Source organism: Brachybacterium sp. AOP43-C2-M15 (assembly GCF_052446295.1).
In the GTDB taxonomy this organism is placed as follows: domain Bacteria; phylum Actinomycetota; class Actinomycetes; order Actinomycetales; family Dermabacteraceae; genus Brachybacterium.
The window spans coordinates 26544-52978 of record NZ_JBQSWB010000019.1; the positions used below are offsets into that span (position 1 = coordinate 26544).

The 26435-nt window shown below is 72.5% G+C and carries 22 protein-coding genes and 4 tRNA genes; 11 read left to right on the forward strand and 15 right to left on the reverse strand.

The window, feature by feature from the left end; translation table 11 throughout:
* Positions 1-14 precede the first annotated feature (14 nt).
* A complete protein-coding gene (locus tag ACT3SP_RS16465; RefSeq protein ID WP_444588383.1) occupies positions 15-380 on the reverse strand; it encodes a metallopeptidase family protein in 366 nt (121 codons plus the stop codon).
* 169 nt (positions 381-549) lie between these two features.
* Here ACT3SP_RS16465 and ACT3SP_RS16470 point away from each other — a divergent pair.
* The 4 genes from ACT3SP_RS16470 (at position 550) to ACT3SP_RS16485 (ending at position 2183) form a co-directional block, all read left to right on the forward strand.
* Positions 550-622, forward strand: a tRNA-Glu gene (locus ACT3SP_RS16470).
* Positions 623-780: 158 nt separating this feature from the next.
* Positions 781-854: transfer RNA gene (locus tag ACT3SP_RS16475), tRNA-Asp, on the forward strand.
* A gap of 118 nt (positions 855-972) precedes the next feature.
* Positions 973-1995: an NADP-dependent oxidoreductase gene (locus tag ACT3SP_RS16480; protein WP_444588384.1), complete on the forward strand. Its 1023-nt coding sequence runs from the start codon at positions 973-975 to the stop codon at positions 1993-1995.
* A 115-nt stretch (positions 1996-2110) separates the two neighbouring features.
* Positions 2111-2183, forward strand: a tRNA-Phe gene (locus ACT3SP_RS16485).
* Positions 2184-2244: 61 nt separating this feature from the next.
* Here the strand turns inward: ACT3SP_RS16485 and ACT3SP_RS16490 are convergent.
* On the reverse strand, positions 2245-2859 hold the full coding sequence (locus ACT3SP_RS16490; RefSeq protein WP_444588385.1) for a TetR/AcrR family transcriptional regulator: 615 nt from the start codon (positions 2857-2859) through the stop codon (positions 2245-2247).
* 107 nt (positions 2860-2966) lie between these two features.
* On the opposite strand from ACT3SP_RS16490, the gene ACT3SP_RS16495 reads away from it, so the two are divergent.
* The 4 genes from ACT3SP_RS16495 (at position 2967) to ACT3SP_RS16510 (ending at position 7677) form a co-directional block, all read left to right on the forward strand.
* Complete coding sequence (locus tag ACT3SP_RS16495; protein ID WP_444588386.1) at positions 2967-3992, forward strand: aldo/keto reductase; 1026 nt, start codon at positions 2967-2969, stop codon at positions 3990-3992.
* 158 nt (positions 3993-4150) lie between these two features.
* A complete protein-coding gene (locus tag ACT3SP_RS16500) occupies positions 4151-4588 on the forward strand; it encodes a YciI family protein (protein ID WP_444588387.1) in 438 nt (145 codons plus the stop codon).
* Positions 4589-5749 (forward strand): RNA polymerase sigma factor, encoded by a 1161-nt coding sequence (locus ACT3SP_RS16505; RefSeq protein ID WP_444588388.1) that lies wholly within the window; start codon positions 4589-4591, stop codon positions 5747-5749. It abuts the gene before it with no gap.
* Between the two features lie 254 nt (positions 5750-6003).
* Entirely contained in the window at positions 6004-7677 is a 1674-nt protein-coding gene (locus ACT3SP_RS16510; protein ID WP_444588389.1) for a formate--tetrahydrofolate ligase, read from the forward strand.
* A 158-nt stretch (positions 7678-7835) separates the two neighbouring features.
* Here the strand turns inward: ACT3SP_RS16510 and ACT3SP_RS16515 are convergent, their stop codons facing one another.
* Genes ACT3SP_RS16515 through ACT3SP_RS16540 form a run of 6 tightly spaced genes read right to left on the reverse strand, consistent with a single transcriptional unit; the run spans position 7836 to position 14873 of the window.
* Positions 7836-8423: a cation:proton antiporter gene (locus tag ACT3SP_RS16515; RefSeq protein WP_444588390.1), complete on the reverse strand. Its 588-nt coding sequence runs from the start codon at positions 8421-8423 to the stop codon at positions 7836-7838.
* Positions 8420-9118, reverse strand: coding sequence for a monovalent cation/H+ antiporter complex subunit F (locus ACT3SP_RS16520; protein ID WP_444588391.1), 699 nt, complete (start codon positions 9116-9118; stop codon positions 8420-8422). The genes ACT3SP_RS16515 and ACT3SP_RS16520 overlap by 4 nt, the downstream gene beginning before the upstream one ends.
* Positions 9115-9654 carry a Na+/H+ antiporter subunit E gene (locus tag ACT3SP_RS16525; RefSeq protein ID WP_444588392.1) on the reverse strand — a complete coding sequence of 180 codons (540 nt, stop codon included), beginning with the start codon at positions 9652-9654 and terminating at the stop codon, positions 9115-9117. The genes ACT3SP_RS16520 and ACT3SP_RS16525 overlap by 4 nt, the downstream gene beginning before the upstream one ends.
* On the reverse strand, positions 9651-11231 hold the full coding sequence (locus tag ACT3SP_RS16530; protein ID WP_444588393.1) for a Na+/H+ antiporter subunit D: 1581 nt from the start codon (positions 11229-11231) through the stop codon (positions 9651-9653). The genes ACT3SP_RS16525 and ACT3SP_RS16530 overlap by 4 nt, the downstream gene beginning before the upstream one ends.
* A complete protein-coding gene (locus ACT3SP_RS16535) occupies positions 11228-11965 on the reverse strand; it encodes a Na(+)/H(+) antiporter subunit C (RefSeq protein WP_444588394.1) in 738 nt (245 codons plus the stop codon). The genes ACT3SP_RS16530 and ACT3SP_RS16535 overlap by 4 nt, the downstream gene beginning before the upstream one ends.
* Positions 11949-14873 carry a Na+/H+ antiporter subunit A gene (locus ACT3SP_RS16540; RefSeq protein WP_444588404.1) on the reverse strand — a complete coding sequence of 975 codons (2925 nt, stop codon included), beginning with the start codon at positions 14871-14873 and terminating at the stop codon, positions 11949-11951. Before ACT3SP_RS16540 ends, ACT3SP_RS16535 begins: the two co-directional genes overlap by 17 nt.
* Positions 14874-15026: 153 nt before the next feature.
* On the opposite strand from ACT3SP_RS16540, the gene ACT3SP_RS16545 reads away from it, so the two are divergent.
* Complete coding sequence (locus tag ACT3SP_RS16545) at positions 15027-16379, forward strand: MFS transporter (protein WP_444588395.1); 1353 nt, start codon at positions 15027-15029, stop codon at positions 16377-16379.
* 83 nt (positions 16380-16462) lie between these two features.
* Here ACT3SP_RS16545 and ACT3SP_RS16550 read toward each other — a convergent pair whose 3' ends face one another.
* Both ACT3SP_RS16550 and dcd read right to left on the reverse strand, forming a co-directional pair.
* Positions 16463-17293, reverse strand: a complete 831-nt coding sequence (locus ACT3SP_RS16550; RefSeq protein WP_444588396.1) for a hypothetical protein — start codon at positions 17291-17293, stop codon at positions 16463-16465.
* On the reverse strand, positions 17290-17892 hold the full coding sequence (gene dcd / locus ACT3SP_RS16555; RefSeq protein ID WP_444588397.1) for a dCTP deaminase: 603 nt from the start codon (positions 17890-17892) through the stop codon (positions 17290-17292). Before dcd ends, ACT3SP_RS16550 begins: the two co-directional genes overlap by 4 nt.
* A gap of 264 nt (positions 17893-18156) precedes the next feature.
* On the opposite strand from dcd, the gene ACT3SP_RS16560 reads away from it, so the two are divergent.
* Together ACT3SP_RS16560 and ACT3SP_RS16565 are read left to right on the forward strand one after the other, a co-directional pair.
* Positions 18157-18227, forward strand: a tRNA-Gly gene (locus ACT3SP_RS16560).
* A gap of 138 nt (positions 18228-18365) precedes the next feature.
* Positions 18366-18941 (forward strand): TetR/AcrR family transcriptional regulator, encoded by a 576-nt coding sequence (locus ACT3SP_RS16565; RefSeq protein WP_444588398.1) that lies wholly within the window; start codon positions 18366-18368, stop codon positions 18939-18941.
* A gap of 115 nt (positions 18942-19056) precedes the next feature.
* Here the strand turns inward: ACT3SP_RS16565 and ACT3SP_RS16570 are convergent, their stop codons facing one another.
* From ACT3SP_RS16570 to ACT3SP_RS16590, 5 genes are all read right to left on the reverse strand, one after another.
* Complete coding sequence (locus ACT3SP_RS16570) at positions 19057-21630, reverse strand: pyrophosphatase (protein WP_444588399.1); 2574 nt, start codon at positions 21628-21630, stop codon at positions 19057-19059.
* Between the two features lie 108 nt (positions 21631-21738).
* A complete protein-coding gene (locus ACT3SP_RS16575; protein WP_444588400.1) occupies positions 21739-23673 on the reverse strand; it encodes a thioredoxin-like domain-containing protein in 1935 nt (644 codons plus the stop codon).
* A gap of 181 nt (positions 23674-23854) precedes the next feature.
* A complete protein-coding gene (locus tag ACT3SP_RS16580; protein WP_444588401.1) occupies positions 23855-24550 on the reverse strand; it encodes an HAD family hydrolase in 696 nt (231 codons plus the stop codon).
* Positions 24547-25251 (reverse strand): HAD family hydrolase, encoded by a 705-nt coding sequence (locus ACT3SP_RS16585; protein ID WP_444588402.1) that lies wholly within the window; start codon positions 25249-25251, stop codon positions 24547-24549. The genes ACT3SP_RS16580 and ACT3SP_RS16585 overlap by 4 nt, the downstream gene beginning before the upstream one ends.
* A 34-nt stretch (positions 25252-25285) precedes the next feature.
* Positions 25286-26435, reverse strand: a 1150-nt coding sequence (locus tag ACT3SP_RS16590) for an O-acetylhomoserine aminocarboxypropyltransferase/cysteine synthase family protein (RefSeq protein WP_444588403.1), incomplete at its 5' end; no start/stop codon positions are given.

Here is a 26435-nt window from a genome sequence, read left to right on the forward strand (position 1 = left end):
CGTGGTCGGGCCCCTCAGCCCCAGCCGAGGTCGTGGAGCCGCTCGTCGCTGATGCCGAAGAGGTGGCCCAGCTCGTGCAGCACGGTCACGGCGATCTCCCGGACCAGGTGCTCGCGGGAGACGGCGATGCGCTGCAGCGGCCCGCGGAAGACGAAGATCCTGTCCGGCTGCGCATAGCCGTCGAAGACGCTGCGCCGGTCCAGCGGGATCCCCTCGTACAGGCCCAGCAGGTCCCTGCCGCCGGACTGCTCGGGGGAGGGCTCCTCCTCGACGAGGATCGCGACGTTCGCCTCGGCGATGGCGCGCGCGATCTCCTCGGGCAGCGAGTCGAGGGCGTCGTCGACCGCTTCCTCGAACTCCTCGCGGCTGATGCGGATCATGCAGCCATCGAACCACGCACCGCGCGCGCCGCGGGGGTGAGAGGGCGCACGTCCGCGACCCGCGCGCGGGCCTCGGGAAGGGATGTCGGATAGGACGCATCGACGAAGAACCCGGGGGCGGAACGGGCGTCGGATGGGTATGCTCTACGCCGGGCGGTGCGCCGCTCGGGCCCCCATCGTCTAGTGGCCCAGGACACCGGCCTTTCACGCCGGCGACACGGGTTCGAATCCCGTTGGGGGTACTCTCCCAGGACCTCGCGGAAGCACGGGGACCAGGGGGAACGGAAGTGCGAGGCGGCTCACAGCCCCAGTGGTGCAGAGTCCCGAGAACGTCCGGTAGAGTTGTCCAGGTCGAAGCGCGAGAGCGTGAGACGCCGCGAGACCCAGCAAGTCCTCGCATGGCCCTGTAGCTCAGTTGGTTAGAGTGCCGCCCTGTCACGGCGGAGGTCGCCGGTTCAAGCCCGGTCAGGGTCGCCCCCACGGAAGGCCCCGGAACATCGTTCCGGGGCCTTCCGCATTCCCCGTCGCGCTGTCGGACCCCTCACAGGGCCGTCCCGGGCCACGCCCGGCGCCGCGGTCCTACGCTCGAGGCATGAGCACCACCGCACTGAACCATCGCATCCGCCTCGCCGCGCGCCCGCACGGCGAGCCCACCGCCGACGACTTCGTCCACGACGCCGTCGAGGTCCCCTCCCCCGGCCCCGGCCAGGTCCTGCTGCGCACCCGCTACCTCTCCCTGGATCCGTACGTGCGAGGTCGCATGAGCGCCGCGAAGTCCTACGCCGCGCCGATGGAGGTCGGGGACGTGATCGTGGGCGGGACAGTCTCCGAGGTCGTCGAGTCCGCGGCCGACGGGCTCACCCCCGGCGACACCGTGCTCGGCTACGGCGGCTGGCAGGAGTACAGCGTCGAGGACGCGACGGGACTGCGCCGCCTGGACCCGGACGCCGCCCCGGTCACCACCGCCCTGGGCGTGCTCGGCATGCCGGGCTTCACCGCCTACGCCGGCCTGCTCGCGATCGGGAGGCCCCAGCCCGGGGAGACCGTCGCGGTCGCCGCGGCCACCGGCCCCGTCGGGTCCGCCGTCGGCCAGATCGCCAGGATCCACGGAGCCCGCGCGATCGGCATCGCCGGCGGCGAGCGCAAGCTCTCCGAGCTGCACGAGCTGGGCTTCGACGCCGCGCTCGACCATCGCGCCCCGGACCTGGCCGGCCGGCTCGCCCAGGCCGCGCCCGACGGGATCGACGTGTACTTCGAGAACGTGGGCGGGGCCGTCTGGGACGCCGTGCTCCCGCAGCTGAACGAGTTCGCCCGCGTGCCCGTGTGCGGGCTCGCCGCGAACTACAACGCGACCTCCCTGCCCGAGGGCCCCGACCGCAGCGGCCGGCTGATGGGCACGGTGCTCGCCAAGAGCCTCACCCTGCGCGGCTTCATCCAGCGCGAGTTCGCCCCTCGCATGTTCGCCGACTTCCTGCGCGACATGACCGACTGGGTCGCCTCCGGGAGGGTGAAGTACACCGAGGACGTCACCGAGGGCCTGGACCGGGCGCCCGAGACGTTCACCGGCATGCTGCGGGGCCGGAACCTCGGCAAGACGATCATCCAGGTCTCCTGACCGACTCCCGACCCGAGCCGGTCAGCAGCCGTGGCGTGCCTCTCACACCTGCCCGCGGGTTGGGAGCACCGGGCAGGGACTGTTAACCTTGTCCTCGGTCGCCCCGCGCGACCACGGCTCTGTAGCTCAGTTGGTAGAGCGTTCGACTGAAAATCGAAAGGTCACCGGATCGACGCCGGTCGGAGCCACCGCCACGAAGCCCCCTGGTCCGCCAGGGGGCTTCGTCGTTGCCCGGGGCCCTCAGGATCGTCACCCGGCAGCGTGGCCGTGCCCGTGAGCGGCCGACGGGGCGGCGAGGCCGTCGAGGAGCACCTCGACCATGCGCGAGGCATCGGCGTCGTCACGCTCGACGGCGCGGTCGGCATCGCTCAGCCGCAGCAGGGCATGGATCAGGTCACCGGCCCGGATCCCGCCCCGGAGGGAGCCGTCGGCCGCTCCCGCGTCGAGGATGTCCTGGACCGGAGGCGCCACCACCACCAGGAGCTGGCCGGGCAGGTTCTCGTAGGCGGGGTCGCCCGAGTGCAGGGCCGCGGCGATCCCCCGCTTGGTCTCGAGGAACCGGCGCAGGCTCCCCGTCCAGCGGCGCAGCGCCTCGGGCGGCGGATACGAGCCCGCGAGCCTGACGGCATCCTCCGCGGCCGCCTCGAGCTCCTGCCGGACCACCGCGATGATCAGGTCCGAGCGCTGAGGGAAGCTGCGGTAGATCGTGCCCACCCCGACTCCTGCGCGGGCCGCGATGTCACGCATGGGGGCATCGACGCCGACCTCGGCGAACACCGCCTTCGCGGCCTCCCGCACCGCGTTCTCGTTGCGCTGGGCGTCCGCACGTCGGCGCCGGGGTGCGGGCGTCGGCTCGTCGGTCATGCTCTCGAACTCCTCTCGACAAACGGAACTGCGTTCCGTATCGTTGTGGACGCAGGTTCCGTTTCGCCGAGTCTAGACCGTCTCGGCCCCGACATCAGGAGTCCCCCATGAAGCACCGCCCTCTGGGCCGCACCGGCATCCAGGTCTCCCCCTTCGCCCTCGGGGCGATGATGCTCTCCTCGCACCCGCTGGCCAACGGCGCCCAGGAGGACGTCACCCGCATCGTCCACCGCGCGCTGGACGCCGGCATCAACCTCATCGACACGGCCGACGTCTACGGGGACTCCGAGGAGATGCTCGGCCGCGCCCTCGTGGGGCGTCGCGACGAGGTCGTCCTCGCCACCAAGTTCGGGCGCCCGCTCGGCGAGGACCCGAACCGGGCCGGCGGGTCCCGCCGATGGATCATGACGGCGGTCGAGAACTCGCTGCGTCGTCTCGGGACCGACCACCTGGACCTGTTCCAGATGCACCGGCCCGACCCGGGCACCGACATCGAGGAGACGCTGTCGGCGCTCACCGATCTGGTGCGCAGCGGCAAGGTCCGTGCGATCGGCACCTCGGACATGCCCGCCTCCGAGATCGTGGAGGCCCAGTGGGCGGCGCAGGCTCGCGGCCTCGAGCGCTTCCGCACCGAGCAGCCGCACTACTCGCTGCTGGACCGCGCGGTGGAGAACGAGGTGCTGCCGGTGGCGGAGCGCTACGGCATGGGCACCGTCATCTGGAGCCCGCTCTCGAGCGGCATGCTCACCGGGCGGGTCCGGCGCGGGCAGACCAGCGATCTCCGTCGCACCCAGATGTTCGCCGCGCTCCGCGACGAGCGTCGCATCGACGCCGTGGAGGAGCTCCACGCCCTCGCCGAGGCGAGCGGTCTCTCGCTGACGCACATGGCTCTGGCCTTCGTGATCTCGCATCCCGGCGTCACCGCCGCCCTCATCGGCCCGCGGACGATGGACCAGCTGGAGGACTCCCTGGCCGCGGCGGAGGTCACCCTCTCGGAGGACGTCCTGGACCGCATCGACGAGATCGTCGCGCCCGGCACGGGGGTGGGCCGCATGGATCAGGAGCACCGCACGCCTGCGATCCTCACCCCGGCGCTGCGCCGGCGTCCGATCGAGCAGCGCTCAGCGGCCTGAGCTCCCCTCGGGCGCGCGGGCGGGGCAGGGTGCCGTCGGGAGCCCTTGGTTAAGCTCCTCCCCATCCGCGTCCTCGTGGATGTCGAGATCCGGCACCCTGCTCCGTCCCGGACATGACGGCGACCATCGAGGGTCGCCTCGCACAGAGGGAGAGACCCATGCCCAAGTACCTGATGCTGAAGCACTACCGCGGCGCCCCGAGGACCGTGAACGACGTCCCCATGAGCGAGTGGACCGAGGAGGAGATCTCGGCGCACATGCAGTTCATGGAGGACTTCGAGGAGCGGCTGAAGGAGAGCGGCGAGTTCGTCGACAGCCAGGCCCTCAGCCCCGAGGGCACCTGGGTGCGGTACGACGGCGAGGGGAGGCCTCCGGTCACCGACGGCCCGTTCGCGGAGACCAAGGACCTCGTCGCCGGCTGGATGCTGATCGATGTCGACTCCTACGAGCGCGCCGTGGAGCTGGCCGGTGAGCTCTCCTCCGAGCCCGGTGCGGGCGGAGAGCCCATGGGCGAGTGGCTCGAGCTGCGGCCGCTGTTCGTCCCGCCGCCCACCCTCTCGGAGGTCGGCGAGATCGTGAGCCGCGAGAGGCGCTGAATGACCGACCCGCGTGCGCTGGACGAGGACCTGCTGCGACGGACCGCCCCGGCCGTCCTGCAGGTCCTCGTGCGCCGCGGTGCCGACTTCACCTCGGCGGAGGACGCCGTCCAGGAGGCCCTGATCGACGCCCTCCGGACCTGGCCGGAGCAGCCGCCGCGGGATCCGCAGGGCTGGCTGATCACCGTCGCCTGGCGGAAGTTCCTCGACGCGGCGCGCTCCGCGACCTCGCGTCGTCGACGCGAGGACCGGCTCGAGGCCGAGCCGCCGCCCGGGCCCGCCGCCACGAGGGACGACTCGCTGTGGCTGTTCTTCCTGTGCGCTCACCCCTCGCTCACCCCGTCCTCAGCGGTGGCGCTCACCCTGCGGGCCGTCGGCGGCCTCACCACCCGCCAGATCGCCGAGGCCTACCTGGTCCCCGAGACGACGATGGCCCAGCGCATCAGCCGGGCCAAGCGCACCGTCTCCGGCCGACGGCTCGACGAGCCCGGGTCCGCGGCGTCGGTGGCCCGCACGCTCTACCTGATCTTCAACGAGGGGTACTCCGGGGACGTCGACCTGTCGGCCGAGGCGATCCGCCTCACCCGCGAGCTCGCCCGCCTCGTCGACGACCCCGAGGTCCACGGGCTGCTCGCCCTCATGCTGCTGCACCATGCCCGTCGCGCGAGCCGCACCGCGGCCGACGGCGCCCTCATCCCCCTGGCCCACCAGGACCGCTCCCGCTGGGACACCGCTCTGATCCGGGAGGGCATCGAGATCCTGCAGCAGGCGCTGGCCCGGGACCGCCCGGGCGAGTTCCAGGCCCAGGCGGCGATCGCGGCTCTCCACGCCGACGCCCCCAGCACGGAGGAGACCGACTGGGTCCAGATCGTGCAGTGGTACGACGAGCTCGCCGCCCTCACCCCGAGCCCCATCGTGCGGCTCAACCGCGCCGTCGCGGTCGGCGAGGCCGACGGGCCGCGGGCCGGTCTCGCCGTGCTCGCGCAGATCGACCCCTCCGTGCCCCGGTACACGGCGGTCGCGGCTCACCTGCACGAGGCCGACGGGGACCGCCGGGCGGCGGCCCGGCTGTATGCCGAGGCGGCGCAGCAGGCGCGCTCGCTCGCCGAGCGCGATCACCTGACGCGGCAGGCGGCGCGGCTGCACGCCGAGGAGCGCTGAACGTCCCGGCTCCCTCGGAGACCCGGCCGGCCCCTCGGCGCGGTCCTGGCGGTCGGGACTCCCCCGTCGACCCTCGGCCGGTCCGGGCGATCGTGCGCCGTCGAGTCCCGGTCCGCCTCGAGGGCCGGGACGACCTCCGCGGAGGTCCCGGAGCGAGTCGGCGGATCCCGCTCCTGCGGGCCCGCTCCCCCGTAGGCTGGAGGACGGATCCGCTCGGGTCACGACCCGAGCCCTCGACACCCTGGAGGACGATGATGTCTGCCGAGAACCCGGACCTCGCGATCGCCCAGGCGGCGACCCTGCAGCCCATCACCGAGATCGCCGAGAGGGCGGGGGTGCCCGCCGAGGCCCTGATCCCCTACGGCACCGACAAGGCGAAGATCGACGTGCGGCGGATGACGCCGACCGGGCGGACCGGCGCGCTGGTGCTGGTCTCGGCCATGTCCCCCACCCCGGCGGGCGAGGGCAAGTCGACCACCACCGTCGGTCTCGCCGACGCCTTCACCCTCAAGGGCCGCCGCACCGTGGTCGCCCTGCGGGAGCCGGCCCTCGGGCCGATCATGGGCATCAAGGGCGGTGCGACCGGCGGCGGTCATGCCCAGGTGGTCCCGATGGAGGACATCAACCTCCACTTCACCGGCGACTTCCATGCCATCCAGATCGCCAACAACACCCTCGCCGCCCTCGTGGACAACCATCTCCAGCAGGGCAACGCCCTGGACATCGACCCCCGCAGGATCCAGTGGAAGCGCGTGGTCGACGTCAACGACCGCGCCCTGCGGAAGATCACGATCGGACTGGGCGGCCCCCTGCAGGGCGTCCCCCGCGAGGACGGCTTCGACATCGTGGTGGCCTCCGAGATCATGGCCGTGCTCTGCCTCGCGTCCGACCTGCAGGACCTCGAAGCCCGCATCGACCGGATCGTGGTCGGCTTCACCGCCGACCGCGCCCCCGTCACCGTCGCCGACCTGGGCGTCGGGGGTGCCATCACCATGCTCCTCAAGGACGCCCTGCTGCCGAACCTGGTCCAGACCCTCGGCGGCACCCCGGCCCTCGTGCACGGCGGCCCCTTCGCCAACATCGCCCACGGCTGCAACTCGTTGGCCGCGACCCGCCTGGCCCTGTCGCTGGGCGAGATCACCGTCACCGAGGCGGGCTTCGGATCGGACCTCGGGGCCGAGAAGTTCCTGGACATCAAGTCGCGCATCGGCGGCCTCTCCCCGGACGCCGCCGTGGTCGTCGCGACCGTGCGCGCGCTGAAGATGCACGGGGGCGTCGCCAAGGGTGACCTCGAGGACGAGGACATCGAGGCCGCGCTGGCCGGCACCGAGAACCTCGCCCGTCACGTGCAGAACATGCGCAAGTTCGGGATCGAGCCCGTGATCGCCCTGAACCGCTTCCCGAGCGACACCGAGGCGGAGCTCGAGGCGGTGCTGCGCTGGGCGGAGGAGCAGGGCTTCCGTGCCGCGCTCTCCGAGGTCTGGGCGAAGGGCGGCGAGGGCGGTCTCGCCGTCGCCGATCAGGTGCTCGCGGCGATCGGTGAGGGCGCTCCCGACTTCCACCACCTCTACGATCCGGCCGAGGGCATCGAGAACTCGCTGCGCACCCTCGCGCGCGAGATCTACGGGGCCGACGACGTGGTCTTCGAGGATCGCGCCCCGGCGCAGCTGCGGATGCTGAAGCGCAACGGCTGGGACACCCTGCCCGTCTGCGTGGCCAAGACCCAGTACTCCTTCTCCGACGACCCCACGGCGCTGGGTGCCCCCACGGGGCACGTGCTCCACGTGCGGGACCTGGTGCCGAAGATCGGTGCGGGCTTCGTGGTCGCGCTGACCGGCGCGATCATGACGATGCCCGGTCTGCCCAAGGAGCCGGCCGCACTGCGGATGGGCGTGACCGAGGCCGGGGAGTCCGTGGGCCTGTTCTGATCCTCCGGCACGCCCGGACGGAGCGCAGGGCCGGCTCCGTGCGGTTCCGGGCGTCCGAGCCAGGTGCCGGGCGGCGGGCGCCGACGCCTCGCGCCAGCGTCTCGAGCCGACGCCACGTGCCGGCGCCACGTGCCGGCGCCACGTGTCAGTGCTGCGTGTCAGTGCCGCGGGCCGCGCTCGGCGACCTCCTCGGCCTCGAGCTCGGTCTCGTCCTCGAGGTCGATGTCGATGACGTCCTCGTCCTCGACCTCGTCGCCGCCCTCCGGCTCCTCCCAGTTGTGGCCGGTGAGCGGTTCGACGGCGTCGGTGACCACGTTCTCGGGGAAGCGGTCCTTGTCGCCGTCGGCCATCCCCTCATGGTCGTCGCCGGTCTCGTCGACGAAGCCGTCCTCGTCGTCATCGTCATCGCCGGTGTCCGCCAGCCGGGGCGTGAGCTCGTCGATCGCGTAGTCCCCGCCGCGCACGAAGCCTCGGCGGAAGGCCGCTCGCCCCACCATCACGCTCGAGGCCGGCACGGTGAGCATCTGCGCCAGCAGCACCACCAGCAGCAGCCCGGCCAGGGACCAGGACCCCGCCACCAGGGCAGCCCCGGAGAAGACCAGGATCAGCCCCAGCACCTGCGGCTTGGACGCGGCGTGGATGCGCATGAGCACCCCGTCGAAGCGGTTCAGCCCGATCGCGGCGACGACGCCCAGCAGCAGCCCGCCGCCGATCAGCACTGCGGCGATGATCTCGATCGTGGTCATCGGGGTCCCTCCGTCCTGCCGTCGGCCCCGGTGCTCCAGGGGTCGTCCTCGAAGCCGCGCGAGCCCGGCTGGGCGCCGAAGCCCTGCTCCGGCTCGTCCGCGTCCGCGTCGGCGTCGGCGTCGGCGTCGGCGTCGGTGGCGTCGGCGGGTCGGCTCCCGCCCTCGCCCGCGTCGGTCTCCTCGGTCACGGGGCTCGGCAGCGGCTCGCCCGGGTGCGCGGGATCCTCGACGGGGTCCTCGAGGTCGACGTCCTCCTCCTCCAGGACGGCGTCCTGACCCTCCGCGGCGGCATCGGGACCCTCCGCGGCCGCGTCGTAGGTGTTGTCCGGCCAGGCGCCGCCCCCCGCGGCAGGACCGGGATGGATCGCCTCGTGCGGACCGGTGTCGGTGCTCGGCTCCGCGGCGTCCCGGCGCCGGCGCCCCTGCGAGGGGTCCTCGCGGGCCACGAAGCGCGCGAAGGTGACGGTGCCGATGAAGGCCAGCCCGGTCAGACCCAGCATCGCCGGGCCCGCCCAGGCCGCCTCGGTGTACGCGACGTACAGCGCCATGCCCATCACGACCAGGGTGACCAGGGAATCACTCGAGATCGCACGGTCCAGGATGGTGGGGCCGACCACCATCCGGTAGACCACGGCGAGGCCCGCGAGCGCGAGGACCACGCCGTAGATCGCCAGCAGCAGCTCGAAGGGGCTCATCGCAGACCCGCCTCCTCGAGCACCTCGCGGCGGCCGACGGCCCACAGCAGGCGCCGCTCCTGCGCGAGCACCCCCTCGCGGGCCTTCTCGACCGCCTCGGGGGTGCCGGCGTTGAAGGAGTGCAGGAACAGCATGCCGGTGGCGCGCTGCGCCTCCACCACCACGGATCCCGGGATCAGGGTGCACAGCACCCCGGTGAAGGTGAGGAAGAAGTCCGAGCGGGAGGCCATCTTCACGGCGATCACGGAGCTGGGCGGCTGCGGCCCGGGGCGCACCGAGAAGTAGCCCACCTGCATCGCGGAGATCACGCAGTCCCCGAGGAAGCGCAGCACGAACAGCGTGAAGCGCACCGGTCGCAGGGTGAGCTCATGGCCCGTCGGAGGCATCGGGAACAGGACGAAGACCAGAGCGGCGACGAACAGCCCACCCAGCACGTTCTTCAGGTCGACGCCGCCCCACAGCAGGCACCACAGGGTCACCGACAGCAGCATCCACAGCCAGGAGTGGCGCAGGTCCACGAGCCGTCGCACGATCATCGCTCCACCTCCTGCCCGTCGCCGTCCAGCCGGTGCCCGTCGTCATCGATCCGGAACTGCAGATCCTCCGCGGCCTCGTCGCCGAGCACCGCGCCGACGTACGAGGTGCGCTCGAGGACCGAGCTCGCCGCCTCGTCCGCATAGGTCATGATCGGACCCGCCAGGACCGTGAGCACCAGCGAGAAGGTGACCATCGCCGCGGTCGCGCCGATCATCACCTTCGGCAGCGGCACGTCGCGGGCGATGATCTCCTCGCTGGGCTCCTGCCAGAAGGCGCGGTTCCAGATCTTCGCGATCGCGTACAGGGTCAGCAGGCTCGTGATCACGCTGATCGCGATGAGGATCCAGCCCGAGGTGCGGTCGTAGGCGATGCCGGCCTCGATCAGGCCCACCTTGCCGATGAACCCGGAGAACGGCGGGATGCCGGCGAGGTTCATGGCGGGCACGAAGAACAGCACCGCGATCACCGGGGCGAGCTTCTGCAGCCCGCCGAGCTTGATCAGGTTGGTGGTGCCGCCGCGGTGCTCGATGAGACCGGCCGCCAGGAACAGCGTGGACTGCACGGTGATGTGGTGGGCGACGTAGTAGATCGTCGCGGCCATGCCCATCTGCGTGGTCATGCCGATGCCGAACAGCATGTAGCCCATGTGGGAGACCAGGGTGAAGGACAGCACTCGCTTGAGGTCCGTCTGAGCGACCGCGCCGAAGATGCCGATGATCAGGCTCAGCGCCGCGGCGGCCAGCAGCAGGTTCGAGATCTGCGAGGCGGGGAACAGCAGGGTCTCCAGGCGCAGGATCGCGTAGATGCCGACCTTGGTGAGCAGGCCCGCGAACACCGCGGTCACCGGGGCGGGAGCGGTCGGGTAGGAGTCCGGCAGCCAGGCGCTCAGCGGGAAGATCGCGGCCTTGATCCCGAAGGCGACCAGCAGCATCAGCTCCAGGACCATCCGGATCCCGGAGTCCAGCCCGTCCAGCCGCACGGCGAGCTCGGCCAGGTTCACGGTGCCGGTCGCGGAGTAGATGGCGGCGATCGCGGCCAGGAAGATCACCGAGCTCAGCAGCGAGACGATCACGTACGTGGTCGCGGCGCGCACACGGCTGGCGGAGCCGCCGAGGGTGAGCAGCACGTAGCTCGCCGCCAGCAGCACCTCGAAGCCGACGTAGAGGTTGAACAGGTCGCCGGCGAGGAACGCCATCGACACGCCGGCCACCAGGGCCAGGTAGGTGGGGTGGTAGATCGCCACCGGGGTGCGCTCGATGTTCTCGCTGACCGTCTGCGCGCTCGAGTACACCAGCACCGCGAGGGTGACGAAGCTCGAGACCAGGAGCATGAGCGCGGTCAGGCGGTCCGCGACCAGCACGATGCCGAGCTGGGGCGTCCAGTTGCCGATCTGCAGGACCAGCACGCCGTTCTGGATGACGTGGTAACCGAGGACGAGGGAGACGGTGAAGATCGCGATCAGGGTGAAGACCGCGACGCCCAGCTGGAGGCGGGAGTAGTGGCGCAGCAGCAGGGTGAACGCGGCCCCGCCCAGGGGGAGCATCACCGGCAGGGCGAGGAGCAGCTCGATGCTCATGACTCACCCCGTCCATCGGTGTGCTCGCGGTCGGTCTCGGTGGCGGGGCCGGCGCCGGGGGCGCCGGCGACGTCGTGGGCGTCGCCCGTCCCGTCGGGCGGGACCTCCTGGCGCTCGTCGCCGGGACGCTCCTGCCCCGGGCGCGCCTCGCGCCGGCCCGCGCGGCGACGTGCGGGCCGCGAGCTGGGCGCCTCGCCCTCGTCCGCCTCCGTGGCGTCCTGCGGGACGTCCTCGGCGCTGGTGAGGTCCGAGCCCAGCGGGTCGTCGTCCTCCGCGGGGAACATCCCCTGGGACTGGGCCAGGGCACCGCGCCGCGACTCCTCGGACAGGGCCTGGGACCAGGGCAGGTGCTCCGCGTCCTCGGTGCGCTTGCGGCGTCGGCGCAGCACCCGCCGGTCCTCGACGTCGTCGGGCACCTCGTCGTGGCCGAACAGCTGCCAGGCCCGGTAGGACAGGGCCATGCCGAAGGCGGTGATGCCCAGCGAGATCACGATCGCGGTGAGCACCATCGCGAAGGGCAGCGGATCGGTCATCTCCTCGGGATCGCCGGTGCCCTCGAAGGGCGGGATCCCGGGGGTGCCCACGGCGATGATGAACAGCAGGTTCACGCCGTTGCTCAGCAGCACGTAGCCCAGGATGATCCGGGACAGGGTGCGCTCGAGCATCAGGTAGACGCCGCAGGCGACCATCACGCCGGCGGTGAGGAGGAGGGCGAGGCTAACGGGCATCGGCATCGGCCTCCTGCTGCTGGTCGATCTGCGAGCCGAGGGAGCGCAGGAAGTCGAGCATCACCCCGACCACCACGAGGTAGACGCCGATGTCGAACAGGAGCGCGCTGGGGAAGTGCAGCTCGCCCAGCACGGGCACGTGGACCACCGGGGTCGCGGTCGCGAAGACGGTCCCGCCGAACAGCAGCGGGAGCACCCCGGAGAGCACCGCGATCGCCATGCCGCCGCCGAGCACGAGGCCCGCCTGCACGGGTGCCGCCTCGGTGAGCTCGTAGCGGCCGCCGGCGATGTACCGCAGGGCGAGCGCGAGACCCGCGACCAGACCGCCCGCGAAGCCGCCGCCGGGCAGGTTGTGGCCGGCCATCAGCAGGTACACCGAGAACATCATCATCATCGGGAAGGCGATGCGGGTGATGACCTCGAGGATCACCATGCGCCGCTCGGGGGCGAGCGTCAGCCCCGCCGACAGCCAGGTGCGCCAGCGGTTGCCGCCGGCGACGTCGTCGGGCCGCGCATCGAAGTCCAGGGCGTTCTGCGGCAGGTCGGAGTCGTTGCGCCGACGCCAGATCGAGGTCTTCGCCTCGAGATCGCGCACCCGCGCGATCGGCCGCTCGCGGCGGGTGACGAAGACCAGCGAGGCCACGCCCGTGGCCACCACCAGCAGCACGGAGATCTCGCCCATCGTGTCCCAGACACGGGCGTCGACCAGGGTCACGTTCACGACGTTGTGGCCGCCGCCGATCGTGTACGCGGTCTCGATGAGCCCGGGCCCGAGCGCCTCGCGGTACCTCGCGTCTGCCGCGTACAGGGTCGCGCCGCACAGCACCACCGCGGTCGCGATCGCGATCGCCCAGCGACCCCAGGCGCCGATCCGCAGCGGGCGCCGTGAGAAGTGGATCGGCAGCCGGCGCAGCACCAGCACCAGCACCACCGTCATCGCGGTCTCGACGAGCACCTGGGTGGTGGCGACGTCCGTGGCGCCCACCACGAGGAACAGCAGCGCGACGATGTACCCGGTCACGGTGATCAGGAAGACGGCGCGCAGACGCCGACGGGAGCGGGCGGCCCCGATCGCGGCGAGCGCCGCCACCGGCAGCACGATCAGCTCGACCGGGTGCTGGAAGAGCACCAGGTTGCCCGGCAGGCCCGCCTGGGTCAGGGTCACGGGGCCCACCAGCGCGATCAGCACCACCAGCATCGTGCCCAGGGTGTACGGCAGCGAACCGCGCTGGAACAGGGTGGTCGCCACGATCGACAGCGCGTCGGTGGCGCGCAGGATCCGGCGGAAGCCGCGCTCGGCGTCGAAGGCCTCGAACGCGCCTCCCTCGGCCCAGCGCTGCGGGGAGAGGCGCTTCTGGAGCGTCGCGAAGGGCTTGGCGGCCGCGCAGAGGGCGATGCCGAGCCCGAGGGTGACCACGGAGGCGAGCAGCGGGACCCCCAGATGCGGGATCACGACCAGGTGCACGGCCTCCTCCGTCTCCGGCAGCACCGAGGAGAAGGCGCGCAGCATCTCCTCGAGCGGACCGGCGGCGACGGACAGGACGATCGAGAACACGGCCACGAGCGCGGGCGGCAGCCAGAACAGGACCGGGATCACCGGCCTGTCGACCTGCGGGGCTCCGGGAGCGGTCCCGAAGGCGCCCTTCACGAAGCGCCAGGAGTAGGCGACGGTGAGGATCGAGCCGGCGACCAGGGAGATGAGCAGCAGGCGCTGCCATCCACCGGCGTACCACAGCGCGGTGTAGATCGACTCCTTGGCCACGAAGCCGTACAGCGGCGGCACCGCCGCCATCGAGGCGGCGGAGACCGTGCCGATCACGGCCACCACGGGGGCGACCTTGGCCACCCCGGAGAGGACGCGCAGGTCACGGGTGCCGAACTTCTTGTCGATGATGCCCACGACCATGAACAGGGGCGCCTTGAACACGGCGTGCGCGATGAGCATGGCCAGGCCCGCGAGCAGGGCGTCGTGCGTGGCCAGACCCGTGACCGCGGCGAGGAAGCCCAGCTGGGAGACGGTGCCGTAGGCGAGCAGCAGCTTGATGTCCGTCTGCCGCAGCGCGCGCCAGCCGCCCACCAGCATGGTGGCGGCCCCGAGCGCCGCGAGGATCATGGTGATGATCTCGAGGTGGGTCAGCGCGGGCGCCGTCCGCAGGATCAGGTAGACGCCCGCCTTCACCATCGCCGCGGCATGCAGGTAGGCGGAGACCGGGGTCGGGGCGGCCATCGCGCCCGGGAGCCAGAAGTGCGTCGGCACCAGCGCGGACTTGCTGGTGGCGCCGGCCAGGATCAGCACCATCGCGGTGATCAGGTACGGCCCCGCCTGCTCCCACATCGGATCGGCGACGATCACCGACAGGCGCATCGAGCCCGCCGGCGCCGCCACCATCAGCAGGCCCACCAGCATCGCCAGACCGCCGACGGTGGTGGAGATCAGCGCGTTCAGGGCGGCACGGCGCGAGGCCTGCTTGTCCTGGTAATGACCGATGAGCAGGTAGGAGAAGACGGTGGTGAGCTCCCAGAAGGTGTAGAGCACCATGACGTCGTCGGCCAGGACGAGTCCCAGCATGGCCCCCGCGAAGGCGGTGAGCACCCCGGCGAAGCGCCCCAGCCCGGGCTCGGTGTCCTTGAAGTACCGCGCGCAGTACACCAGCACGACCGCCCCGATACCGGTCGCGATCAGCGCCAGCACCCAGCTCAGCGTGTCCAGGCGGAAGGCGAGATCGATCCCGAACGCCGGGATCCAGGACACCGCCTCCTCGCGCGGCGCCTCGGTGAGGGTGCGCGGGTCGATCGAGAGGAGCCAGGCGGCCGACGCCGCCGGCACCACGGCCAGCGGATAGAAGGCGTTGCGGCCCAGCCTGCGCACCAGGAGGGGTCCCACGAGCGCCGCCACGAGGTGGGCGAGCAGCATCGTGAACACAGAGGTCTCCGTCCGGTGCGGGGAGGGGAAGGGCCGCTGACATCTTACGGGAGCGAGCCGTCCCGTTCCTGGATCGGGGCGAGGGAATCGCACAGATCACGCTGATCCCCCTTCGCCGTGCCCAGGTCTCCGTAGAGTGACCCCATGGCCACCCTCTCGGACCCGGGCGCGCGCAGGTCCGCGGCCCGCCCGTCGCGCCCGCCCGTCGTCCCCTTCGCGCTCTGGGACGGCGGCATGTCGGCCTTCAGCTCCGTGATCCTCACCTTCGTCTTCGCGACCTATGTCGCCAGCGCCGTCGCCACCGAGGGCGCCGTCGGCGACGCGGCGATCACGGCGGCGCAGGCTCACGGCTCCCAGGTGCTCACCACCTGGCAGGCGCTCGGGGCGGTGGCGATCGCCCTGCTCGCGCCGCTGCTGGGGAACCTCGCCGACCGCGGCGGAGCCCGCAACACCCTGCTGCGGATCACCACGCTCGCGACCGTCGTCACGATCGCGCTGATGCCGTTGGTGGCGCTGGACTCCGACTACCTCACCCTCGGCGCCGCGCTGATCGCCCTCGCCGTGGTGTTCAGCGAGCTCGCGGGCGTCTTCGTGAACTCGGTGCTGCCCGAGATCTCGACCCCGGCGAACCGCGGCCGCATCTCCGGGACCGCCTGGGCGGTGGGCTACTGGGGATCGATCGTGTGCCTGGGCATGGTGCTGGTGCTGTTCGTGATGCCCGGCACCGGGCTGCTCGGCATCACCGGCGACGACGGCTGGAACTACCGGGCCATCCCGTTGTTCGTCGCGCTGTGGATCCTGGTGGGGACGCTCCCGCTGATGCTGCGGGCACCCACGCACACCGCCTCCGCCCCCGGGGAGCGGTGGACGCCGTGGCAGGGCTACGCGAGCATCGTCCGCCGCGTCGTGCGGGCGTTCCGCGAGGAGCCCGTGATGCTGCAGTACCTGGTCGCCTCGGCGATCTATCGCGACGGCCTCGGCGCCGTGTTCTCCATCGCGGGCGTCCTCGCCGCGAACGCCTACGGCTTCTCCCCGGTCGAGATCATCGTCTTCGGCATCGCGGCGAACCTGGTGGCCGGGTTCGGGGTGTTCCTCGGCGGCAAGTTCGACGACAGGTTCGGTCCGCGCCCCGTGATCATCGGCGGCTGCCTCGGCGTGGTGGTGCTGGGGCTGGTGGTGCTGCTGCTCGGCTCCACCCTCGTGTTCTGGGTGGCGGGCCTGGCGATCTGCCTGTTCGTCGGCCCTGTGCAGTCCGCCTCCCGGAACCTGCTCACACGCCTCTCCCAGCCCGGTCGGGAGACGGAGAACTTCGGTCTCTACGCGACCACCGGGCGGGCGCTGGGGTTCCTGGGCACCGCCGCCTTCGCCGCGACCGTCGCGATCTCCGGCGACACCCGCACCGGGATCCTCGGGATCGTGCTGGTGATGGCGCTGGGCCTGATCGCCTTCCTCCCGATCAGGCTCGGCGCGGCCGGCAGGGCCTCGGTCGCGACCTGATCCGGCCCGTGCGGCCGCTCGGGGCGGCCCCGACGGTCCCGCGGCCGCTCAGGGATCAGGCGCGGGAGAACGGACGAGGGGGATCAGGCGAGGTCGGCCGGGTCGATCAGGAAGCCCTCGAGGTCCACGACGTACCCGCCCACGCTCTCGACGAGCAGCCCGGCGAGCAGACCGATCCGGCGATAGGCGTGCTGCCAGCGCTCGGCGACCTCCGGCTCCGGCAGCTCGATCGCGTCCTCCTCGGGATCGGCGGTGAGGTGCACCAGCTCGTAGTCCACCGCGTCCTCGATCCAGCTCAGGGCGGACAGCGCCACCGGACGGGAGCTGCGACCCACCCGCAGCGAGATCGCCTCACCGTCGGGCAGCGGGAGGGTGGCGCTGTAGCCGGTGCGGGAGGCGTTCTCGGGCACCTCGTCGAGCTCGGCCTCCGGGTCCACCGGGGCCAGGAGCTGGGCGAGGGACTCCGGTGCCAGCGCGTGCGCGGTGACCACCCTCAGGTCCCGCACGTGGAACGGATGCGGTTCGAGGCGCACGCCGCCGTCGGTGACGACCGCCCCGTACATCCGTCGTCCCAGCGACCACGCGAGATCCAGGGTCTGCCGCTCGACGCGGAACGGCATCCCCTCGGGGAAGGCGCGGCCGTAGCCGTGCGAGTCCGACATCCCCTCCGGCAGCGGGTCCTCCCGCTCACGAGGGGTGTCCACGCTCCAGCGCCCGGCACCGCGCGGGGAGCGGTCCGGGATCAGGCGCGCCCCGTCCCCGAGATCGATCACGCCGTCCTCGTCCTCCTGCGCCGCAGGGCGCACGTTGCGCACCATGGAGAGCACGTCGCCGGGATCCGTGTCCCGGGGCAGCCGCAGACGGTGACGGGTGCGGGTCTGCTCGGCGGTCGTCGACGGGACCGGATCGGTCACTGCTCCTCCTCCACGAGGATCCGGGTGCGGTGGAAGTTCTGCGCGGAGCGCGACGGGGTGGGACCGCGCTGGCCCAGATAGCGATTGAGGTTGCCGGCACTGCCGTAGGGGTTCTGGGACGCGCTCGAGAGCCGGAAGAAGCACAGCTGACCGATCTTCATCCCCGGCCACAGCGCCACCGGCAGGGTCGCCATGTTCGACAGCTCGAGGGTGATGTGCCCCTGAAACCCTGGATCGATGAATCCGGCGGTCGAATGGGTCAGCAGCCCCAGCCGTCCCAGCGAGCTCTTGCCCTCGAGCCGTGCGGCGACGTCGTCCGGCAGCGTGATCTGCTCGTAGGTCGAGGCGAGCACGAACTCCCCCGGGTGCAGCATGTACGCCTCGTCCGGGGCGACCGCGACCTCGCGGGTGAGCTCGGCCTGCTCGAGGGAGGGGTCGATCATCGCGTACTTGTGGTTGTCGAAGAGGCGGAAGTAGCGGTCGATCCGCACGTCCACGGAGGCGGGCTGGATCATCTCGTCGTCGAAGGGGTCCAGTCGCACCCTCTCGGCCTCGATCTCGGCCCGGATGTCACGATCGCTCAGCAGCACGGCGACCACACTAACCCTCCTCCGGCGCCGGCGGCATCCCGTCCGGCGAAGACGGGATCGCGCACCCGCCCCCGGCCTGTCGCCCCGGTCCGCCCGACGCGGCCCGGCGCACCGGGGCATCGCCCGGCGCTCCTCCCGACCCGGCCGCCCGACGTGCCCCCGACCTCGTCCGCGGGCCCGGTTCGCGAAGCACCGCCCGGAGGAGGTATGCTGATCCGCGTTCGCTCGAGCGGCCACGATCCTCCGGATCACCCACCGATCGGGCAGCTCTTCGCGGGTGTAGTTCAATGGTAGAACTTCAGCTTCCCAAGCTGACAGCGCGGGTTCGATTCCCGTCACCCGCTCTCCGGTCGCCGACCCCCACGGGGGTCGGCGTTCTGCGTCCGAGGGCGGACAGGGACCGCGGGCGGCGCGGTGACCTGCACCGCGAACCAGTTTCGCCACAGGTTATGTCGATCTGTCGCGAAGTGTAAGAATGCGGCATGCCCAAGATCATCGGAGGGTCCCTCGAGGAGCACCGCGAGCGCACGCGGGAGAAGATCTTCGACGCGCTCGATGCGCTGCTGGAGACCCAGGAGTTCGAGTCGGTCACGTTCTCGCGGATCGCCTCGGAGGCCGGCGTCGGCCGCACCGCGATGTACAACCACTTCCCCGATCGCGAGACCCTGCTGGTCGAGTACGCGATCCACGAGACCACGGACTACATCGAGCAGCTGCGCGCCGGGGTGAGCGACTCCGCCACTCCCCGCGACGCCGCGATCGCCTATGTGCACACGCAGCTGGACCTCAACGTCTCCTTCCACGTCCCGCAGACCTCCGGCGGCGCCACCCTCACGCCCGAGACCGCCGCGCGCATGCGCGAGCACGTGGTGCTGATCGAGGACGTGCTGCGCACCATCGTCTCCGACGGCGTCGAGAGCGGGGACTTCGCCGCGGACCTCGACGTGGACGCCACCGTGCGCATCATCAACGGTCTCCTGGTGGGCTCCTCGGCCAAGCGCTACTCCCGCACGTCCCTCGAGGCCTTCGTGCTGCGCGGCCTCGGCGCGGAGGTCTGAGGCTCCTCCGCCCCTCCCTCCGGCCCCCGACGCCGAGCGCCCCCGGCCCCCGCCTCCGCGGGGCGCCGGGGGCGCTCTCGTCGGCCGCCGCTGCGGGGCGCCCGATCAGCTCTCCTCAGGTCTTCGCGTCGTCCGGATCCGTGCCGTCCGGGTCCGTGCCGTCGGACCCGGCGTCGTCGGACCCCGCGTCGTCGGACCCCGCGTCGTCGGCCGCGTCCTCCCGGGCCGCCGCGGCGGCTCGGCGCCGGGCGCGCTTGCCGCGCCCCGGAGCCCGGGTCGGGACGGGGACCTGCTCGGTGCTCTCGCCCTCGACCTCCCAGTCCATCGCGTCCAGGGCCTCGGCGGGCTCCTCCTCGGCACGGGCGAACAGGGGCCGGGCGATCTCGCCCTCGCCGTCCTCGAGATCGACCTCGGGCGCGGTCGCGGCGACCACCCAGCAGGCCAGGGCGATGATCAGGGCGATCACGGCGATGCCCCAGCGCAGGTAGGGGCTCGTCTCGTCGGTGTTCATCCCCACGACGGCGCTGACCGCGAGAGCGGTGAGAAGACCCGTGGTCAGCAGCAGCGGCAGGGCGACCGAGCCGACGGTCGCGCGCAGGATCCCGGTGAGCACCGAGCCGCCGAGAGCGCCGGAGTGGCCCCAGGAGCCGCGCCCCCCGTAGCGGCCGGAGCCGATCACGGCCGCGGCGCCGTCGAGGGTCGAGGCCGAGCCGATCATCCACAGCCCGAGCCCGGCCGCGGTGAGCACCACCCCCAGCACCAGTCCCGGCAGCGCCGCCGGTCCCAGGCCGAATCCGGCCACCACCGGCATCAGCACGGCCACCACCACCGGGGTCACCGCGGCGCGGCGCACCATGTCGGGCAGGTCGACGAGCTCCGCGCTGGCGCGCCCCTCGAGCATGCTCGCACGGGTCTCGACCACGGCGTTCGCGCCGAGCCGACGGGCGCCGTCCAGCAGCGAGGAGGTCACCAGCAGCACCGTGATCACGCCCAGCCCCGCTCCCGCGAGCAGCGTGAGCGAGGAGGGCGTGAGGGCGTGCAGGGCGCGGTCCTCCCAGACGGTGCCGGCGCGGGGCGCGAGCTGCAGGGCGCTGACCACGGGACCCAGCGCCGCCAGGCCGAGGAGCGTGCCCGACAGCAGCAGGACGGCACGAGGGCCGGTCCCGGCGCTCGCGGCGGCGCCCTGCAGACCGCGCTCGGTCTCCGGGGCGTCGGTGAGGGTCGTGGCGAGCAGGGAGCCCGCATGTCCCGCCACGACGACGAGTGCACCGAGAGCGGCATGGACCAGCAGGGCCAGGGCGAGCGCCGGCACCCCCGCGGAGAGCACCGCGAGCACGGCGGCCAGCAGCACCAGCAGGGCCACGACGCCGGCGGCGGCCAGCGCGGTCGAGCCCAGCCCGGCGGTCAGACCCAGCGCCCCGCCGGTGCGGCTGGTGCGGGCGGCCCGCCTCACGGTCCCTCCGAAGCGGTGACCGGAGCCGCTCAGCAGCGCGGTGGCGGCGATCGCGATGAGCACGCCGAGCCCGAGGGAGAGCGCGACCACCACGTTCGGGGTGATCGTGTACAGGGTCAGGTTGTCGAGGAAGGCGCTGGCGTACTGCGAGTCGTCGGTCTGGGAGATGAACTGGCCCATGTCGGCCACCGCCTGCTCGATCTGCGGCTCGAGCTCCTCGCGCGGCGTGGGCGTCCCGCCCGTGATCGAGGGATCGGTGAAGTTCTCCAGGCCCACGTCCTCGAAGCGCAGGTCCTTGTAGACGGAGGGGATCCACAGCGCCGAGGCCGCGACCGCGCCGGCACCGCCGAGCACGGAGGGGATCAGCCCGCCCAGGGCCAGGGCGCCGCGCTCATGACCGGCGCTGCCGAGGTGCGGCACCACGGCGGTCACGGCGGCGGCGAGCAGCGCCGTGCCGAGGCCGAGGAGCACCACGATGAGGCCCTCCGCGGCGAGGACGGGAACGCCCAGCATCACCCCCGTCGCAGCGGCCGCCGTGGCCACGGCCACGAGGTCCGCGCTGAGGGTGCCGCCGCGAGCGACCATCCGGGCGCTGCGCAGGTGCGGCCCGCCGAGGTTGTCGGGATCCTCCACCTCGAGCTCGTGCTCGTCGCTGCCCACCAGGATCGCCGCGGAGGAGGCGGCGGCCTGCACCGGGGCGGCGCAGACGTGCAGGGCGAGCGCCGAGATCGCGGCGCCGGCCGCGAGGGCCATCAGCGCGGGGCCGGCCGCGGCCTGCAGGAACCACACCACGATCGCGACGGGCAGCACGGCGAGCGCGAGCGCGCCGGTGACCGTCAGCGCTCCGAGGCGCGAGATCATGGGCGCCCGCCGCTCGGGATCCAGCCCCAGGGCCGCCAGCTGGATCGCCAGCCCGCGCCACGCGGCGAGCGGTCCCAGCGCGATGCCGACCAGCAGCAGGGCCGAGCGCAGGATGCGGTCATCGGTGCTGCCGGGCGCGAGGTACAGCAGCACCGCGGCGGGCACGCCCACCCACAGCATGATCGAGCCGGAGGAGAGCAGCTGCGCGCCGAGCCGTCGGCCCAGGCCCTCCTCCATCTGCTCGCTGTCCTCGTCACGGCGCAGGCGGCTGGGGACGACGGCTCCCACCACCAGCGCGGCCACGGCGAGGACGCCGAGCGCGAGCAGGGTCCAGGCGAGGTCGTCGCCCAGAGGGAATTGCGTGATCAGATCCACGAGAGAGCTTCCGACGACGGGGCTCGGCAGGCCGAGCAGGATGACACACCGGAGCAGGACTCCGGCGGCCGAGGATAACGGAGAGCGGTGTGCGCGAGCGGCACGGGGTCAGGCGAGCAGCGAGAGGTCGAGGTGGGCCGGTCCGCCCTCGACGACCCGGATCGGGACGCCCCAGTCCTGCTGGTGCATGTGACAGGCGGGGAACTCGACCGCCGGATCCGCATCGCACGAGGCGGCGCGCGCGCTGACGTGCAGCACCCCCTCGGGATAGGCGGGGTCGAGCTCGAGGACGCGCTCGAGCGCGGTGTCCACGCCGCCTCCGGAGGCCAGCATCGAGGTGGGGGTGGTCGAGACCGTGACCTGGGTGGAGGGGCCCAGCGAGTCGTCGAGCTTGTGCCCCGGCGGAGGGGTGAACAGCACGCGCACCGTGAGCGGGCCGGGCCCGACCTCAGTGACCGGTCGCTCGGAGCGCTGGGCGCCCTCGTCGATGAGGCGCTCGGCGGCCTTGGCGACCGGGACCCAGGTGATGCGGTGGGTGCCGGACTCGACGACGATCAGCTGGCCGATGCCGTCGACGGGCGGGCCGACGATCGCATCGGAGGGCTCGTTGAGGTCCGTGGCGACCGTGACCACGCTCGCCTCCCCCGTCGGTGCCCCGTCCTCGCCCTCGGCGGGCTCCTCGACGAGGCGGATCGCGCCGTTGTAGGTGTCCGAGACAGCGATGCGGCCGTCGGGCAGGGCGGTGACGCCGAGGGGATGCTGGAGCCGGGCCGAGCCGGCGGGGCCGTCCACGTGCCCGAAATCGAACAGGCCCGTGCCCACGAGGGTGGAGACCCGCATCGTCTGCGGGTCCAGGACGCGGATCGCGGAGGTCTCGGAGTCGGCGACGACGATGCGGCCGTCGGGCAGCTCGTCGAGGCCGGAGGGCTGTGCCCACCAGGAGGTGACGACCGGTCCGTCGACCAGCCCCTCCTGGGTGGTGCCGGCGAGCACCAGCAGCGCCCCGGTGGCCGGGTCGAAGGTCCACAGCTGATGGATGCCGGCCATCGAGATCACGGCGCGGTTCAGCGCGTGCGACCAGGTCAGGTCCCACGGGGTGGACAGCGAGTAGTCCAGCGCGCTGCCCTCGCCGCGGGGCAGCGCCTCGCCCTGCATCCATTGGTCGCCGGTGCCGGCGAGGGTGGTGACCGAGGTCGCGGTGCGGGAGCGCAGGAGCCGGTCCTGGCCGACCTTGACCCCGCGCAGGCGATGGTTGGAGGTGTCGGCGACCAGCAGGTCGTACCCGACCTCGGCGGCGACGTCGTCCGGCAGCGCCAGCACGCCGTTGGGCTCGGCGAACTGTGCGGTCATCTCGTCGCCGTCGGCGTGCCCGCGCTGCCCGGTCCCGATGATCGCGTCGACGGTCACGCCGTCGTTCTGGAAGATGACCAGGCGGTGCTGCCCGGCATCGGAGACGACGAGTCGGCCGTCGGGCAGCACGGTGAGCTTGGAGGGGAAGCGGAGGGTCTGCGGGGTGCGCTCCTCGAGCACCGTCGGCGCCGGTCCGCGGCGGAGGGTGCCGTCGGCCTCGCCCTCGCCGACGAGCTGCTCGATGAGCTGGTCGAGGTTCGCGGCATGCCCTTCGCCGGAGAGGTTGCCGGCGATGCGGCCGTGGGTGTCCAGCACCATCAGGGTGGGCCAGGCCCGCGCCCCGTACTCGCTCCAGGTCCTCAGCTCCGGGTCGTCGATGACCGGATGGGTGACCTCGTAGCGCTCGATGTTGGCGGCCAGGGCCTCCGGATCCTTCTCGAACTCGAACTTCGGGGAGTGGACGCCGACCACCACCAGCTCCTGCTCCCACTTCTGCTCGAGGGGGCGCAGCTCGTCGAGGACATGGAGGCAGTTGACGCAGCAGAAGGTCCAGAAGTCGAGCAGGACGATCTTCCCCCGCAGCGCCTCGAGGTCGAGGTCGACGCCTCCGGTGTTCAGCCAGCCGCGCCCGCGCAGGGCGGAGCCGTGGGCGCGTGCGGTGAGGGGAGCGGACGGGTCGGACGATGTGCTCATGGGGTCCAGTGAACACTGGATCGGCGCCGCGGGGCCAACTTCCCCTCGTCGGCGGACATCTTGTGAGCCAGCCGACGTCGGCGCCCGGGGACGGCGGGAGCGGGGCCGAGGAGTCGGGGAGCGACAGGAGCAGGGCCGACGGGCGCGGGCTCCGGGCGGGCGCCGCGCAGGGGCCGGACGGTCACCAGGTGGTGATCCACGCCTCCAGATCCGGATCGGTCAGCGCGGCGAGCGCGAGATCGGCAGGAGGCGCGGCATGCCCGGGCGCCGGCACCGCGATCAGGCGCAGCCCCGCGTCGCGCGCCGCCCGGGCCCCCGTCTCGGAGTCCTCGAGGGCCAGCACCTCCGCGGGGTCGGCGCCGAGCGCGCGGGCGGCGGCCGCGTACATGTCCGGGGCGGGCTTGGGGCGCTCGACGGTGTCCGAGGCCTCGAGCACCGTGAAGTGCTCGCGCAGCCCGCCGAGGGCGAGCTTGTCCTCGAGCGAGCTGAGCCACGAGTTCGAGGCGCAGCCCAGCGGCACCCTCGCGCCCGCGAGCTGCAGGATCCGGGCGGCGCCGGGCATGGTGCGGATGCCGGTGCCGAGCGCGGCGTCGAACTCGCGGTGCAGGTCGGCGCGCACGTCCTGCTCGGGATGCCCAGAGCGGCGGGCGATGAGCTCGGCGGCGACCTCGATGGTCGAGCCATGCAGGACCTCTGCGTCGCCAGGCCGCAGCACGGCGCCGTGGGCGGCCACGACGAGATTCTCGGCGCGCTGCCACACGGACTCGGTGTCCAGCAGCAGTCCGTCGCAGTCGAAGACGACGGCGCGCGGGGTCCAGTCGCCGAAGGCCTCGGCGATGCGGACGGGGAGGTCCACGGGCGGCGGCGCGGTGGTCATCGGCGCATCTCCCAGCCGGCGATCCACTCGGCGAGCACCGGGTCCGCCAGGGAGTCCAGCCGCCGCGGCGAGCGCGGGTCCTGTCCCGGGATGGAGGGCACGGCGATCAGCTGCAGGCCGGCCGCGAGCGCGGCCTCGGCACCGGTCTCGGAGTCCTCGAAGCCGAGGCAGTCGACGGGATCGGCACCGAGCGCCCGCGCCGCCGCGAGGTACATGTCCGGGGCGGGCTTGGGCGCGGCGACGTCCTCGATGGCGATCGACGCGTCGATCACCTCGGCGATGCCGAGACCGGTGAGCTTGGTCTCGAGCATGTCGCGCGGGGAGTTGGAGGCGACGGCGACCGGGCGCACCGCGGCGACGGCGCGCAGCGTCTCGAGCGCGCCCGGGATGGGCGTGAGGAGTTCGCCGATGTGCTCGCGATGCGCGGCCAGCAGCTCCTCCCCCACCTGCACCGGGTCCTTGCCGACCGCCTCGGCGAGCGTGAGCACGACGAGGTCGGCGGCGCGCCCGGTGATCGCTCGGCGGGTGGCCGGGTCCAGGGAGGTCCCGTGACGGGCGAGGTACTCGTCCTGCAGCGCGATCCACTGGCCCTCGGTGTCCACCAGCAGGCCGTCGCAGTCGAAGATCACGGCGCGCGGGGCCCAGGCCGGAGGCCACTGGTCCAGCGGGGAGAGGAGAGGGGCGGAGGGCTGGGAGCTCATGACCCCAGCGTATCGACCGTCCCTGCACGTCGGCTCATGCGACGGCGGCGAACCCCTTGTCGAGATCGGCGAGGATGTCGTCGATGTGCTCGAGGCCGACGGAGAGCCGCACGAAGCCGGGCTCGACGCCCGCGACCCTCTGCTCCTCCTCGCTCAGCTGCGAGTGCGTGGTCGAGGCGGGATGGATCACGAGGCTGCGCACGTCGCCGACGTTCGCGACGTTCGAGTGCAGCTCGAGGGCGTCGACGAAGGCGATGCCGGCCTCGCGACCTCCCGCGAGGACGAAGCCCAGCACCGCCCCGGCGCCGCGCGGCAGGTACTTCTGCGCGCGGTCGTGGTACGGCGAGGACGGCAGGCCCGCATAGGCCACCGAGACGACGTCGGCACGGCCCTCGAGATGCTCGGCGACCCTGCGGGCGTTCTCGACGTGGCGCTCGATGCGCAGCGGGAGGGTCTCCACGCCCTGCGCGATGAGGAAGGCGTTGTGCGGGGAGATGGCGGGGCCGAGGTCGCGCAGCAGCGCCACCCGCGCGCGGATCGCGTACGGGGGCAGGGTGGGGGCCAGCGAGCTGTAGACGAGGCCGTGGTAGGAGGGATCCGGCTCGTTGAAGAGGGGGAACTTCTCCGGGTCCGCCCCGAAGTCGAAGCGGCCGCCGTCCACGATCGCGCCGCCGATCGCGGTGCCGTGGCCGCCGAGGAACTTGGTGGCCGAGTGGACCACCACGTCGGCTCCGTGCTCGAGGGGGCGCAGCAGATAGGGGGTGGGGATCGTGTTGTCGACGATCAGCGGCACCCCGGCCTCGTGCGCGATCGCGGAGACGCCCTCGATGTCGAGCACGTCCTGGCGGGGGTTGGGGATCGTCTCGGCGAAGAAGGCCTTGGTGGTGGGCCGGACGGCGGCGCGCCAGGAGTCCAGGTCGTCAGGGTCCTCGACCCAGCTGGTCTCGATGCCGAGGCGCGTGAGGGTGTTCTTCAGCAGGTTGTAGCTGCCGCCGTACAGGCTCGGGGAGGCCACGATCGAGTCGCCGGCCTGGGCGACGTTGAGGATCGACAGGGTGATGGCACTCTGCCCGGAGGCGAGCAGCAGCGCGGCGACGCCGCCCTCGAGCGCGGCGATGCGGTTCTCCACCACCTCGGTGGTGGGGTTGTTCAGGCGGGTGTAGATCGGGCCCAGCTCGGCGAGC